At 45.9% G+C, this 13,532-nt stretch carries 13 protein-coding genes and 1 pseudogene; 6 read left to right on the top strand and 8 right to left on the bottom strand.

Annotated elements, in window-relative coordinates:
* Nucleotides 1–83 precede the first annotated feature (83 nt).
* Complete coding sequence (locus tag QUB10_RS14155) at nt 84–1,841, bottom strand: serine/threonine-protein kinase (RefSeq protein WP_333203009.1); 1,758 nt, start codon at nt 1,839–1,841, stop codon at nt 84–86.
* A gap of 309 nt (nt 1,842–2,150) precedes the next feature.
* Nucleotides 2,151–2,300: a hypothetical protein gene (locus tag QUB10_RS14150; protein WP_333203007.1), complete on the bottom strand. Its 150-nt coding sequence runs from the start codon at nt 2,298–2,300 to the stop codon at nt 2,151–2,153.
* 160 nt (nt 2,301–2,460) lie between these two features.
* Between QUB10_RS14150 and QUB10_RS14145 the strand changes: the two genes are divergently transcribed.
* The 3 genes from QUB10_RS14145 to QUB10_RS14135 all read left to right on the top strand — a co-directional run bounded on the left by QUB10_RS14145 (nt 2,461) and on the right by QUB10_RS14135 (nt 4,819).
* Nucleotides 2,461–3,891 (top strand): form I ribulose bisphosphate carboxylase large subunit, encoded by a 1,431-nt coding sequence (locus QUB10_RS14145; protein ID WP_333045238.1) that lies wholly within the window; start codon nt 2,461–2,463, stop codon nt 3,889–3,891.
* Nucleotides 3,892–4,027: 136 nt separating this feature from the next.
* Nucleotides 4,028–4,438, top strand: a complete 411-nt coding sequence (gene rcbX, locus QUB10_RS14140; RefSeq protein WP_333054738.1) for a RuBisCO chaperone RbcX — start codon at nt 4,028–4,030, stop codon at nt 4,436–4,438.
* A gap of 45 nt (nt 4,439–4,483) precedes the next feature.
* Nucleotides 4,484–4,819 (top strand): ribulose bisphosphate carboxylase small subunit, encoded by a 336-nt coding sequence (locus tag QUB10_RS14135; protein WP_190745620.1) that lies wholly within the window; start codon nt 4,484–4,486, stop codon nt 4,817–4,819.
* A gap of 80 nt (nt 4,820–4,899) precedes the next feature.
* Here QUB10_RS14135 and QUB10_RS14130 read toward each other — a convergent pair whose 3' ends face one another.
* The 3 genes from QUB10_RS14130 to QUB10_RS14120 form a co-directional block, all read right to left on the bottom strand.
* Nucleotides 4,900–5,538: a restriction endonuclease subunit R gene (locus QUB10_RS14130; RefSeq protein WP_333054736.1), complete on the bottom strand. Its 639-nt coding sequence runs from the start codon at nt 5,536–5,538 to the stop codon at nt 4,900–4,902.
* Between the two features lie 245 nt (nt 5,539–5,783).
* Nucleotides 5,784–6,017, bottom strand: coding sequence for a hypothetical protein (locus tag QUB10_RS14125; RefSeq protein ID WP_333054735.1), 234 nt, complete (start codon nt 6,015–6,017; stop codon nt 5,784–5,786).
* A 9-nt stretch (nt 6,018–6,026) separates the two neighbouring features.
* Nucleotides 6,027–7,250 carry a hypothetical protein gene (locus QUB10_RS14120; protein ID WP_333203005.1) on the bottom strand — a complete coding sequence of 408 codons (1,224 nt, stop codon included), beginning with the start codon at nt 7,248–7,250 and terminating at the stop codon, nt 6,027–6,029.
* Nucleotides 7,251–7,470: 220 nt separating this feature from the next.
* On the opposite strand from QUB10_RS14120, the gene QUB10_RS14115 reads away from it, so the two are divergent.
* A complete protein-coding gene (locus QUB10_RS14115) occupies nt 7,471–7,740 on the top strand; it encodes a hypothetical protein (protein WP_333154201.1) in 270 nt (89 codons plus the stop codon).
* 127 nt (nt 7,741–7,867) lie between these two features.
* Here QUB10_RS14115 and QUB10_RS14110 read toward each other — a convergent pair whose 3' ends face one another.
* Nucleotides 7,868–8,242, bottom strand: coding sequence for a hypothetical protein (locus QUB10_RS14110; RefSeq protein WP_006632950.1), 375 nt, complete (start codon nt 8,240–8,242; stop codon nt 7,868–7,870).
* A 261-nt stretch (nt 8,243–8,503) separates the two neighbouring features.
* On the opposite strand from QUB10_RS14110, the pseudogene QUB10_RS14105 reads away from it, so the two are divergent.
* Nucleotides 8,504–9,097, top strand: a pseudogene (locus QUB10_RS14105) (Uma2 family endonuclease).
* Between the two features lie 7 nt (nt 9,098–9,104).
* On the opposite strand, the gene ruvC reads toward QUB10_RS14105, so the two are convergent.
* Nucleotides 9,105–9,638 (bottom strand): crossover junction endodeoxyribonuclease RuvC, encoded by a 534-nt coding sequence (ruvC, locus tag QUB10_RS14100; protein ID WP_333054731.1) that lies wholly within the window; start codon nt 9,636–9,638, stop codon nt 9,105–9,107.
* A 94-nt stretch (nt 9,639–9,732) separates the two neighbouring features.
* On the bottom strand, nt 9,733–10,848 hold the full coding sequence (bchI, locus tag QUB10_RS14095; protein WP_333203003.1) for a magnesium chelatase ATPase subunit I: 1,116 nt from the start codon (nt 10,846–10,848) through the stop codon (nt 9,733–9,735).
* Nucleotides 10,849–11,248: 400 nt separating this feature from the next.
* Between bchI and QUB10_RS14090 the strand changes: the two genes are divergently transcribed.
* Nucleotides 11,249–13,532, top strand: a 2,284-nt coding sequence (locus tag QUB10_RS14090) for a DUF4114 domain-containing protein (protein WP_333203001.1), incomplete at its 3' end; no start/stop codon positions are given.

The raw sequence follows: 13,532 nt of genomic DNA, 5'->3' as shown, positions 1-13,532 counted from the left end.
TGGGTGGGCATCTTGCCCGCCCAAAAACTGTAATTTTTAGCTCGTTGCTTAAAATGTTTATTTAATCTTTAATTAGTTAATTCCTACCGCCATCCCAACCACCTGAGTACGGGCACAACTAAATAATGACTGACTCCCAAACAAAGCCCGATCGCACTTCCCAACAAACCAAAAAACACAATTGAGCCCCAAACTTGCAGCCAGCCAAAGGTAACGTTAGACAGTGACAAAATCCCAAATAAACTCCCCGGAAAAATGTTCCAAGCATTCAGCAACAGAAACATTCCCGTAGAGAAAACAGCCACTACCAAAGCGTGAACTAATTGATGACTCCGCAAACCCATTCCCACAGTCATAGAGGCGATCGCAAAAGCTCCCAAAATAACCCCCTGCACACCACTAGAAGCTGTGGCTTCCATCCAGCACAAACCCGCCAACAAATAACCCTGAGCTCCCATCAATCCAGACAGCCAATACTGTTTTTGCTGGCGAAAACTCCCCGCATCCGTCAAACCGATCGCAGTTCCGAACCCCGCAAATCCAAACAGCAGCACTTCCGGCCCGACAGCGAAAGTCATGTTAGGAATTAATTGCTGCAAACCTTCATTCAGAAAACTGGCAATTTCCGGGCCAATAGGCGAAGCATAACCCAAAACCAAACCGCCGATCGCCCCCGCACTTCCACCAACGGCACCCAGCACCATTTCCCAGCCGGTATCCAGAGAAGCTACCACGATTTGGGCGATCGCGCCGAACAGCAAAACCGTCAAATTTGCCGTTTTTTGCGCCCCCGCCACCACTACTTGCCGGCAGAATTCTAAAATAGCTTGACCGATTGGGGCGATCGCGATTTTGCCCTTACTCCTAGCATAAATCTCCTGCAAACGCGATCGAACATCGCCAGCAGTCGCCGGACGCTGCTGCACATTCGATCGCACCATATCGTCCAACAAATTCGCCAAAGCCGGACTCACCGATACAATGTGGCGCCATCGCAACTCCCCCGTCATCGGATCTTCAATTTCCGCCGGATACTTCCCCGTCAGCAAATGAATACAAGTCCGCCCCAGCGCATAAAAATCCGTCGCCGGCACCACACCGCCGCCCACAATTTGTTCCGGGGGACTGTACCCGGGCGAAATCAACCGCGTCGAACTCCGAGAATCTTTCCCCACGGATTCGACACCGCCCATCTGTTTAACTCCCCCAAAGTCGATCGTCACCAATTGCAGTCCGCCCAAACCCTTGCTTAGCAAAACTTGGGGCGATTCCGGGTCTCGCAGCATCAAATTTGAGGGTTTAATGTCGCGGTGAATAATCTGACACCTGTGCAACTCCTCTAAAATTTCCACAGCTTGACTCAGCCAACTAAACACCCATTCCTGCGGACATCCTTGAGGGTGCTCGTCGAGAACCTCTTCTAAAGTTTTGCCGTGAATCTTTTCCATTACCAAACAAGGCAGTCGCTTCGCCGCCGGATTTCCATCCCCGCCTGCAAAATTTTGGGTTTGGACGTGAAAATAACCGTCAGGCTCGACTCTAGGGACGCCAGGGTGCCGCAAAAGTGCCAAAACCCAAGCTTCTTGCTCGAACAGTTTCAGCGCTTTCGGGGAAGTTTCGAGCAACACTTTCAGGACGCGCTCGGTTTCAGTTTCTGTGTCCCAGACTGTGAAAATTGCTGCAAAACCCCCGGAACCGAGGCTTTCTAGAGGCACGTAGCGATTTTTTAGCCGCAGGGGAGCCCCGCAACTATGACAAAAATTGTTGCCCCAAGTCTGAGGGTAGGGCCTTGGGCAATCTGGATTGATGCAGTGAACGGCTTTTGAAGGGGGGTGAGGCACAACCAGAGTAAAAATGGGGCTAAATATCCATAGTAGACTTACGCGCAGCTAACGCAGAAACCCGGTTTTCAGCGAGGTTAAATGGCTGTAACGACGGATTTGGTTTGAGAGCACAAGTCCTGTCCATATTATGTGCTATGCTGTCGATTTTTGAGTTGGCGGTCTGGAAGTCACGGGATTTTAGATTTTAGATTTGGGATTTTGGATTGCTACATACTGAATAACAGTTGAGATCGATCTGGCGATCGATCTTAACTCCCAACCATAACTTTAGGTATTTCTAACTACTTCCCCCTTGCCGATTACCCATTACAAATTCTGATTTTTAAGTATTAAATTCTTTACATAAACCGTATTGATCCGCTGTTCCGCTTGCTGCACCATATCTTTTGGTCGAGCAAAATTCCTTCCCACTCTGCGATCCCCAGCCTTTCCTCCTGCATCCTTCGCTGCTGGCATTTCATAAGATATGTTACAAATATTTGCCTAATGTAAAGCAAAATAAATAATACTTATGATGATTAAAAGAATATTAAAATTTGAGAGTGACACTTTGTTGATATATTTTTAACAGCCTGCGATCGGGCAAAAAAATTAAGCGAATACTAGGAAGCGAGATATGGCTTACGCGCAAACCCAAACTCAATCAAAGGCTGGGTATAAAGCCGGAGTTCAAGACTATAAACTAACGTATTACACGCCGGACTACACGCCGAAAGATACAGATATTTTGGCTGCCTTCCGCGTCACACCGCAGCCGGGAGTTCCCCCAGAAGAAGCAGGCGCTGCTGTGGCTGCTGAATCTTCTACAGGTACATGGACGACTGTTTGGACTGACCTCCTGACCGACCTCGACCGCTACAAAGGTCGCTGCTACGACATCGAACCAGTTCCCGGTGAAGACAACCAATACATCTGCTTCATTGCTTATCCTTTGGATTTGTTTGAAGAAGGTTCCGTCACCAACTTGCTGACCTCTTTGGTCGGTAACGTGTTCGGTTTCAAAGCTCTGCGCGCTCTGCGTTTGGAAGACTTGCGGATTCCCATCGCTTACCTGAAAACCTTCCAAGGCCCTCCTCACGGTATTACCGTTGAGCGGGACAAATTGAACAAGTACGGCCGTCCTTTGCTGGGTTGTACAATTAAGCCCAAATTGGGTCTGTCTGCTAAGAACTACGGCCGTGCCGTTTACGAAGTTCTGCGCGGCGGTTTGGACTTCACCAAAGACGACGAAAACATCAACTCGCAACCGTTCATGCGTTGGCGCGATCGTTTCTTGTTCGTTCAAGAAGCTATTGAAAAAGCCCAAGCAGAAACCGGCGAAGTCAAGGGTCACTACCTCAACGTAACTGCCCCCACCTGCGAAGAAATGATGGAGCGGGCTGAGTTCGCTAAGGAAATCAAAACCCCCATCATCATGCACGACTACCTGACCGGTGGTTTCACTGCAAACACCACCTTGGCTAAATGGTGCCGCCGCAACGGTATTTTGCTGCACATTCACCGCGCCATGCACGCAGTTATCGACCGTCAGAAAAACCACGGTATCCACTTCCGCGTGCTTGCCAAGTGCTTGCGGATGTCCGGTGGAGACCACCTGCACTCCGGTACAGTTGTGGGTAAACTCGAAGGCGAAAAAGGCATCACGATGGGCTTCGTAGACTTGATGCGCGAAGACCACATCGAAGAAGACCGCAGCCGCGGTATTTACTTCACCCAAGATTGGGCCTCCATGCCTGGTGTCATGCCAGTTGCATCCGGTGGTATCCACATCTGGCACATGCCGGCTTTGGTGGAAATCTTCGGCGACGACTCCTGCTTACAGTTCGGCGGCGGCACCTTGGGCCACCCTTGGGGTAACGCACCTGGTGCAACTGCTAACCGCGTTGCTTTGGAAGCTTGCGTCCAAGCTCGTAACGAAGGCCGCAACTTGATGCGCGAAGGCGGCGACGTAATTCGCGAAGCTTGCAAATGGTCTCCTGAACTGGCTGTTGCTTGCGAACTCTGGAAAGAAATCAAGTTTGAGTTTGAGGCAATGGATACCCTTTAAGGATTTTTGGTTTGAGATTTTAGGTTTTAGGTCGCAAACTTGCTGGGAAGTCTTTATCTTTGAAGAAGATTTACAAGTAAGTTTGCATCCAAAATCTAAAATCCAAAATCTAAAATTTGAGGGAGCTGGGGTCAAAATGGATCTCAAACAAGTTGCGAAAGACACCGCTAAGGTGCTGGCAAGTTACCTAACCTATCAATCCGTGCGGATGGTGGTCGCTCAGTTGAGCGAAACCAATCCTCCTCTGGCAATCTGGTTGAATGACTTTTCCACTAAGGGCAAAATCCAAGATGGAGAAGCTTATATTCAAGAGTTGCTTTTGGAAAATCAAGATTTAGGCTTTCGGATCATGACTGTGCGAGAGTATCTGGCTCACGATGTGACGGAATTTTTGCCAGAAATGGTTTGTACTGGCATTCAACAGGCGAATATGGAACACAGACGCCAGCATTTAGAGCGAACTACGCAACTTAATTGGTCTGTTTCTAGCAGTAATCCTGAAACATCAATAGATTCTGAACCGAATCTGGATAATTTGTCGAGTTAATCGATCGACAAGTGCGATCGAACACACACCTTAGAGATACAAAAAATGAAGACTTTACCTAAAGAGCGTCGTTACGAAACTCTGTCCTATTTGCCCCCGCTGACAGACGCCCAAATTGCCAAGCAACTCCAGTACATCCTGGATCAAGGCTACATTCCCGGCGTAGAATTCAACGAAACCTCTGCCGCTGAAATGCGCTACTGGACTCTGTGGAAGTTGCCTTTGTTTGGTGCTCGCAGCGTCCAAGAAATCATGGCTGAAGTTCAAGCTTGCCGTCAAGAAAATCCTAGCTGCTACATCCGCGTCATGGGTTTTGACAACGTGAAGCAATGCCAAGTGCTGAGCTTCATCGTGCACAAGCCTAACACCAGAGGCTACTAAAAAGTATTGGCTGGCTAATCTAACTTTTAGGTTAACAGTCATTGCAGATTGGAGGCGGGGAATTTTCTCTGCCTCTTTTTTTATAGTTTGCAAATAGCTTTTAACACTTGCAGCAACAAAATTGACGATTCTGGCTCCATCAGGTTTAGCAAAGGCATTAGCTGATAGGTTGGGTTGTGGCCCCCCTCAATATTGACGAACTGATAGTGCATTCCGTTGGTTGTCAAACCCCAGATTGTGTCTTGATATTTTAAATTTTGATAAGCATAGGTTAGCAATTGGGATAAACCCATCAATGCGTTAATTCCAGAATTTTTACTTTCAATCACCAAAACCCAAAAATATGTATCGCTTCTGATGGGTTTTATTTTGTTGACAGCCAAGATATCAAATCTTCCTTTAATGATTGTATCTTCATCTTCAATGCTAATTTCGGCGATGTCTTGTTCTAAACTAATTTTAATCGGGCGGCGGTAGAAGCCAGCCAATCGCATTAGGGGAAAGGTAGTCAGAGCTTTTACCAGTCCTTCAGAAACTCGATCAGTTGAAATGTAGTCATCGAAGTCATCCCTAATTTGTATAAGTTCCTGCTGTTCGTGTTCTGTTATATCTTCAAGGGATAACAGAGAGGTAAATGAGTTCGTGTACTGCTTTTGAAAGCCGAACAGACGGTGTACTTCTGCTAATGTTAGGTTTTTGGCATTAATAGTTGTCGTCATATTTTAATAGTTATTTAATTTTTAGTTATAATTATAACATAGACATTGCGGTAGTCCACTTGCACCATTCTTCGGAAGAGGCAAGATGCCTGTTCCACAACATATCAAGTTTCTTGTGGGGTATGCCGGAGAGCCGGCCCATATTATTAGGAACAGGCAAGATGCCTGTTCCACGACATATTAATTTTTTTGTGGGGCGGGCATCTTGCCCGCCCATGAAAGTGACAAAGGGGATAACTGCGAACCTAATCTATCCTTTCCATCACAATTCCATCAACTATTTCATAACCCCAATTAAAATGTCGATTTGCCAACTGCTCGGCCAGGTCATATTCGCCTAAATTGCAGAGTTCTACTAATTTTTGATATCCTTCATCTCTTTCTCGCTGCAACCTTTCCACCCGCAGTTTTTCTCTCTCTTCCTCAGAAGGATTTGGTCGCTCTTCTCCCAGCGGATTAATCTCGCTAACTCGTTTCATATCAGCTTCCTAAAAAGGGATTGATTCGACTATTTCACCGTCAACTATTTCGTACCCCCATTCTGGGTTAGCAGCGATTTGTTTTTCAACTATACTTCGGCCGAGAGGAGTTTGGTAAGCTTTTTGCAAAGAGGAAATACTGGGAATTTCGGTGGGAGGTGGCGATGCTGTTTCAGCAAGTTTCGGCAGTGCTGGAATCTGGTCAGATGTGGATTGATTGAGGGCTAATTGCGGCGCGATCGCCCCTAACTTCCGCATAACGCTATCCTTGGTGATTTGCGGTTTTTCGTTGAAGGAAGACGGCAGATATGGTGTGTCAACGCCCTGCTGTTTTGCTTTGAGTGCATCATCAGCAATACGATCGCACTTTCGCAAAAAACCCTCCCACAAATCTTTGCCCAAAACCGGGTTTCTCAAGTCAGCACGGGCTTTAGAGACTGCTGCTTCCAGCGGTTCTCCTTTGTGGACATAATACTGAATTCGCTCCTCTTCAAAAGCAGGATAAGGCACTTCCGGCTCGATTTCCCAATCCCGCTGGACTTTCTGACTTTCTCCTAAAGGAATTCCGGCGATAAATTCATCCCAAAAAGTCGAGGTTAAGCCTTTTGTCATGCTATCAATAATTTTAAATGCCCATCCAGAAGGATTGCCAAATCCTAAATTACGCTCTTGAGCATAGGCTTCTAAAGCTCGCTGAAAGTTGTGCAATTCTTCTTGGGAGTTCCAAGGGCCGCTAAATCGGTAATGAGGCGTGACAGCAACGGCTATTTGTTGGCGGGGTTGCCCAAAATATTTGTCGGTTTTAACTACATGATTTGGGGGTGATGTTTCGGGGAATATTTCTACAGGATGATTGTTGTTTTCGCGGCTTGTCTGTGTTATAATTTCTGGCAGATTCGGTGTCCAAAAGTTATTGAGTTTTTCCTCAAAAGCGTCAATGTCCGCGCAGAGTTCTAGGGTGTCGGTGTTGGGATTTTGTAGTTTTTCTTTGAGGAGCGATCGCACTTTGAGTTGCTGTCTCGCTAATTCCTGTTCTTCCTGATTTAAACCGGTGGCTTTTTCTATTTCTGTGCTGTTAGTTTTCACCCATTCGCCGAAGTAGGAATGTTGTGATTGCCATTGCAATAATTGGCACAGAAAAATACTGGCTGTGACCCCGCCGGTGATTTTGGCGAATTTGGGATAGTAGATGGCGGGATTTCCTAGATTTCCTAAAAATATTCCTATTTTCATTTTTTATATTCCTAATTCCCTTGAATAGTAGGGTGATGTTCAGCGCACCTTACCTCGACTAAACTAGCATGGAGAAACTTAAGATTTTCTTTAAGCTTCTGTCTATTCCTGACTGAATGGAGTTTCTAGAGGAAAGACGGGGATCGCTTATTCGATCGCCTGATTGACAGGAGTGAGTTAAACGTAATAATAAATTATTTACTGTACAGATCCTCCCAAAATGAATCCAGAACGCCAAGAGGCTTATTTGAACTTAATCGAGCGAGTGCTTACCTGTCCCAACGGCCAAGAACCAGAAGTTTTGAGTTCCTGTTCCGATTTAATTGATGCGGGATTTGTGCAAATGCTAATCCAGATATCGGCTTCAATGGCCCGCGAAGGTGACGAAGATACTGCTAATTTTTTAGTGCAACTTGCTCGTTTGCTGGGGAAATCTTTGGGTTTGTCGCCGGATTTTGTGCCGACTGGGTACAGTAGTGCAAAGGGGTAGAGAAAAAGTGCGTTAGCGAAGCCCTCGAAGAGGATCGCCTCGTTGTATCATGTTTCGATAATTTGGGGCGATTCCCTACCCTTCGGGATAGTTTTGCTTCACGTACTTTTTAAAGGCATCGATGGCTTTACAGTTTATATTCTAGAGGTTCACAAAACTCATTCACCCCAGTTTTAAATACATAAATAATCACCGAAGTCACCAAAATATCAGGGCAAATTTTGGCTGCAACTAAATCTCTAAATGCAGCATTCAATTGTCCGTTTGTCAACTCTTCTTTAACCTCTGATTTGCAGATAGCAACGCGGCATCTTTTGGCCAATCCGTCTAACCAATTTTCTGATATATTCGGTTCTTGTCCGGCTTGAATTGCTAGAGATATCGCTGCATCTTCGATGTTACCTTCGCAATCCTCGATTGCGTCTAGGGCTTTGAGGGCTTCGGGATATTCGGCTAATTGCGAGCGAAATTGGGCAATTTGTTGTGAGGTAATAATCACCATATTATTTTCCTGTGTTTTCTGCTGGCGGGATAAGTTTAGCAATTAAAGTTGCTATTATAGCATTTTTTCATTAAGGTGGGAATTGGGCGATCGAACTTAATTACATTTTCAACTAATATTTTGCACTTCGCAATAGTCGGGCTGGGGCTTAAGCCCTCGTATTAAAGCTTAACTCCGGGATATGAGGAGTGATGTTAAAATTGACAAAAGGCGGCGCTAAAATAGGTTTGCAGGGCTCATATTTCTAGGGAGTTAGGAAAAATGACAACCATTATTTTAAACTTAGATACTGTCGAATTAACCGACGAACAATTTTACCGTTTATGCCAGATGAATCGAGATTGGCAATTTGAACGGACACCTAAAGGAGAAATCATTATTATGTCACCCGTAGGCGGAGTCAGTGGCAATCGAGAAGCCTATTTAATTACAGATTTGGGCTTGTGGAACCGTAAAACGCAGCTAGGGAGAGTGTTTAGTTATTCTACAATTTTTCGCTTGCCTAATAATGGCTATCGAGTTCCAGACGCCGCTTGGGTTAGCTTAGAAAGATGGTCTGCTTTAACAGCAGAATAACAAGAGAAATTTCCGCCAATCTGTCCTGATTTTCTCATAGAATTGCGTGAAGCGAAGCTATCCCGAAGGGAATCGCGCCCAGACCCCCTGCGCCCGCTTCAGGAGAAAATGCAGGAGTATCTAAACAGCGGTTTACCCTTGGGTTGGTTAATTAATCCTCTAGACGAACAAGTGGAGATTTATCGCCCTTCTCGCGAAGTAGAGAGTGTACAATTTCCTGTAAATTTATCGGGAGAAGATGTCTTGCCCGGATTTGTACTTAATTTGCCGATGATTTGATATTGCATCAAATTTTTCCTGTTTCCAACTGTATTTTCTTCGGACAAATATCATCATCGTACCAACCAGTCAAAGCCACCGCCAAAGCATCCGCCGCATCGTCTGGTTTCGGAATGTAACCCAACTCCAACTCCCGCGCCACGGCATCTTGCACTTCAGATTTATCCGCATTACCGCGGCCGGTCAAAGCTTGCTTAATTTGAGCCGGCGTAAACTCGAACAGCGGCACTCCACACTGCGCCAATACTAGGGTCAAAACGCCGCGCGCTTGCGCTACAAGTATGGTATTTCCCATCTTGTAAAAGAACAGTTTTTCGGCAATTGCTATATCAGGTTTAATCTGTTCAATTACCTCGTGCAAATCGTCGTAAATGGTTTTCAAGCGCTGTCCCATTTCCTGTTTTGGCGTTGTTTGTATGACGCCGCAATCAATCATGGAAACGCTGTTTTTATCTTGTTTGCCCGGTACAATTTGACAGGAAATTGCCCCGTAGCCAAGATTTGCTAAGCCCGGATCTAATCCTAAAATTCGTTTTTCCATTGCCAGAATTAGTAATTGGGAATGGGAATTAGGTATGAAAATTTGGGAAGGTTTCATCACCACCAATTACCCATTACCAATTACCAATTACCAATTACCCCTCAGTTGTTTCTAGACCGAATACCCGATCGAACACTTTCGTCACTTTATACCCCGAATCTATTGATTCTAGCGGGTCTTTCCGCAACCGGTGCCGCAAACACAGAGTCATCACCCGGCGAATATCGTCCACAGTCACCTCTGTGCGGCATTCCAAAGCCGTGAAAGCTTTCGCAGCCCGATTCGTCACCAAATCGCCCCGCAGCCCGTCTACGTCCAATTCCGCGCAAACTTGGGAGATTTTTACCCGCAACTCTCGATCGATAGTTACCGATTTCAATCTTTCCTGGGCTTCCACCAACTTCTGCTGCATATCATCTTGTTCTTGCTGATATTTCGCGAGAAACTCCGGCGGATTTTGGTCAAAACTCGATCGCTGTTCGACAATTTCCACTCTTAAATTCGGGTCTTTTACAGTCCGAATTTCTGCGTGCATCCCAAATCTATCGAGCAACTGCGGCCGCAATTCTCCTTCTTCTGGATTCCCGGAACCGATTAAAATAAACTTAGCCGGGTGGCGGATCGAAATGCCTTCTCTTTCCACAGTATTCCAACCGCTGGCGGCGGAGTCGAGCAAAACATCGACTAAATGATCGTCGAGCAAATTGACTTCATCAACGTACAGAATGCCACGGTTAGCTTTAGCTAAAAGACCGGGTTCAAAAGCTTTAACACCTTCTGACAAAGCTTTCTCGATGTCGATCGTACCGCAAACTCGGTCTTCGGTCGCGCCCAAAGGTAAATCTACCATTTGGACTTTTTTGCGGGCGATTTTAATGTCAGTTTGAGATAAAGTGCGATCGCGCACCTCGTCACTCATCAAATCTGGATCAGTGGGATGACTGTTAAAAGGATCGTCAGCCACCACCTCAATTTCCGGCAGCAAATCAGTGAGGGCGCGGATTGTGGTAGATTTGCCAGTACCTCGATCGCCCATAATCATCACCCCGCCAATTTTGGGATCGATGACATTCAACAGCAGCGCCAGTTTCATCTCCTCCTGGCCAACAATTGCAGTGAAGGGAAAAACAGCGCGGCGGGCTGGGGTAGCGGTAACGGTTGGTAGAGCGCCCGCATTTAGGGTATTGCTGACTTCGGCAGTAGGACTCACAGGATAACTCAAAATATAATAATTGCTTGTTTATTGTAGGGGATAAGGGATTGTCTGGGGCGATCGCACTTGTAGGATGCGTGATGGCCAGAAATCTTTGACTGGTGGCGTGTGACTGTTGACTTTCACGCACTTTGGTCTTTCCGCAGTGAAGTGCAACTAAGCTTTTCTGTATTTAAATTGCACCTTTGGGGCGGGCTCTCCTGCCCAACCCCTACTCCCCACAGGAGTTTTAAGCAAAATCACCAGTAAATTAAATGCGGGTAGATTGCAAATTTTGGGCGATCGGCAACCCTAATGTAAACTTATGTAACGATTCACCGCGCTTCGCATAAAAACCTTAAGTTCCCCCAGATAGATAATTAAGAGCATTTTCAAGCAACTATTTTTCAGGGGTAGTATGACTGAACTTAACATCGGGGCATTGGCTGACGGCAAAACCTACACAGGTAGTGTTGGCGCTACAAATATCTACGACCTTTACAAATTTAATATCACCAGTCCGGGAAGTTTCCAATTTTCGATCGACGGTTTGAGCGGGAATGCCGACATATTTTTGTTAAACTCTAGTGGCGCACCACTTTACAGTTCCACCAACGCGGGAACCAGTGCAGAAACAATTAGTGTTGACAGCTTACTAGCCGGAGACTATTCAGTCAAAGTTTTGCAAATCAGTGGCGACATCAAATACACGCTGAATTTAGCACCAACTAGCACTCAAAAATCATCCGACGCAGACACCCTCACCGGTGCACAATCAGATTCTCCACTTCCCTCAAACAGCGCCGAAACTTCGGAAAAACCCACTGCAAACATAGATGTAATTACAGGAACTCCTGTTGAAGACAAGACTGTCACCGCAGAAACAACATCAACAACTACCGACAAACCAGTCACTACCGACTCCGAAACAACTCTCACATCTGAACCGGAAAAATCTGTAGCAACGACTGAATCTGCGGCAGAAACAACATCAACAACTACCGACAGACCAGTCACTACCGACTCCGAAACAACTCTCACATCTGAACCGGAACCACCTGTCGCAGCGACTGAAGCAGCCACAGAAATAACCTCAATAACTACCGACAAACCAGTCACTACCGACTCCGAAACAACTCTCACATCTGAACCGGAACCACCTGTCGCAGCGACTGAAGCAGCCACAGAAATAACCTCAATAACTACCGACAAACCAGTCACTACCGACTCCGAAACAACTCTCACATTTGAAGCGGAAAAACCTGTAGCCACGACTGAATCAGCTAGCGAAGAACTGCCAAATGAAGAGACTACATCAGCGGGGGAAATCGCACCAGAGAAACCACCAACCGATTCAGCAATTTCAACCGCCGAAGAACCCAGCGAAACTGCTGCCACCAACAATCCAAATAGCACAGCCGCCGCCAAAACAGATGCAGTTGCAGGCGAAACAGTTGCCACTCAAGAATCAAAAACAGGCGAGACGGTAGTTACTATTTCCCCAGATGCCAGCAAGCCAGAAGACGAAACAAATACTGACACTAGCAACGGGGAAGAAACAGAGAAAGAGAATTCAACTACTACCGTAGCAACAACTGAAACCCAAAAAGAACCAGAAGCGACTACAGATAAAAAGTTAATTTCTCCCTTTACATCGGGGGTATTTACTACGGATCAAACAGGTCGCATCAGTATAGACTACACATTTGATGGTGGGAGGTTCCAAGGTGAGTTAGCTATTTTCAGCTTAGACGATTTAGACAAATTTGAACCCGGTTCGGAAGCATTCATTAAAGAAGTAGCTGCGCGTTCTTTAAGTAACTCGGTGAAAGGTCATGTAGTGATTAATGATGCTACAGAAGGTGCACGGTTTTCCGGTTTCTTAGGAGAGAGTAATGCCAACGAAGGAGTCTACCTAGGAGTCAAGAGTTTTGCCGTAACTGCTGGGGGTAAATATGGGGTGATGTTAGTACCCAACGGTAGTGTAAAGTCTGTGTATGATAATCCGACTGTTGGCGGCGCTCAACGTCCTTTATTTTCTATGGCAATGGCGAATCCTGTGGAGGGATTTCACTTTGGTCAAATTGCCGATGTCACGGGAGAAGGCAATACCTTTGTCATGGAGGATATGCGGTTAGATTCGGGGAGTGATAGGGATTACAACGATATCATTTTCCAAGTGCGGGGTGCGACAGCAAAAGCTGCTTTGCTTGATACTGTGATTAACCAGGATAAAGAGTGGCGAAAAACTGATTTGGGCAAGGCACTTATTGCTTATGCGAAACCTTACATTACCCCGGAAGCAAAACCAAATGTAGATGCTGAATTATCAGATTTACTGGATGATTTAGAAAAGGAAATTCTGAATCCATCAACTTCAGATCAAGAGACTCCCACCACTCCAGCGCCTACCGCTACTACCGACGAAGATACTACTGATTCGACTCAGGTTGAAACAACGGATCAGGTAGATACAAAGCCTACTACTCCATCGGTGACGGCTGAGGAAGAAGTCAAAGATACTGCGAATAATTCTGGTGATTCGACTCAGGTTGAAACAACCGACAAAGTAGATACAAAGCCTACTACTCCATCGGTGACGACTGAGGAAGAAGTCAAAGATATTGCGAATAATTCTGGTGATTCGACTCAGGTTGAAACAACCGACAAAGTAGATACAAAGCCTACTACTCCATCGGTGA

The organism is Microcoleus sp. B5-D4, from assembly GCF_036705145.1.
In the GTDB taxonomy this organism is placed as follows: Bacteria; Cyanobacteriota; Cyanobacteriia; order Cyanobacteriales; family Microcoleaceae; genus Microcoleus.
This window is presented reverse-complemented; position numbering and strand designations above follow the sequence as displayed.

What these genes read in the sequence shown, in the direction of transcription:
- QUB10_RS14115 (WP_333154201.1), top strand. Translation starts at nt 7,471, where the DNA reads ATGAATCCAGAACGCCAAGAGGCTTATTTGAACTTAATCGAGCGAGTG.
- QUB10_RS14150 (WP_333203007.1), bottom strand. Translation starts at nt 2,300, where the DNA reads ATGCCAGCAGCGAAGGATGCAGGAGGAAAGGCTGGGGATCGCAGAGTG.
- QUB10_RS14110 (WP_006632950.1), bottom strand. Translation starts at nt 8,242, where the DNA reads ATGGTGATTATTACCTCACAACAAATTGCCCAATTTCGCTCGCAATTA.
- rcbX (WP_333054738.1), top strand. Translation starts at nt 4,028, where the DNA reads ATGGATCTCAAACAAGTTGCGAAAGACACCGCTAAGGTGCTGGCAAGT.
- QUB10_RS14125 (WP_333054735.1), bottom strand. Translation starts at nt 6,017, where the DNA reads ATGAAACGAGTTAGCGAGATTAATCCGCTGGGAGAAGAGCGACCAAAT.
- QUB10_RS14145 (WP_333045238.1), top strand. Translation starts at nt 2,461, where the DNA reads ATGGCTTACGCGCAAACCCAAACTCAATCAAAGGCTGGGTATAAAGCC.
- QUB10_RS14135 (WP_190745620.1), top strand. Translation starts at nt 4,484, where the DNA reads ATGAAGACTTTACCTAAAGAGCGTCGTTACGAAACTCTGTCCTATTTG.
- ruvC (WP_333054731.1), bottom strand. Translation starts at nt 9,638, where the DNA reads ATGGAAAAACGAATTTTAGGATTAGATCCGGGCTTAGCAAATCTTGGC.
- QUB10_RS14120 (WP_333203005.1), bottom strand. Translation starts at nt 7,250, where the DNA reads ATGAAAATAGGAATATTTTTAGGAAATCTAGGAAATCCCGCCATCTAC.
- QUB10_RS14130 (WP_333054736.1), bottom strand. Translation starts at nt 5,538, where the DNA reads ATGACGACAACTATTAATGCCAAAAACCTAACATTAGCAGAAGTACAC.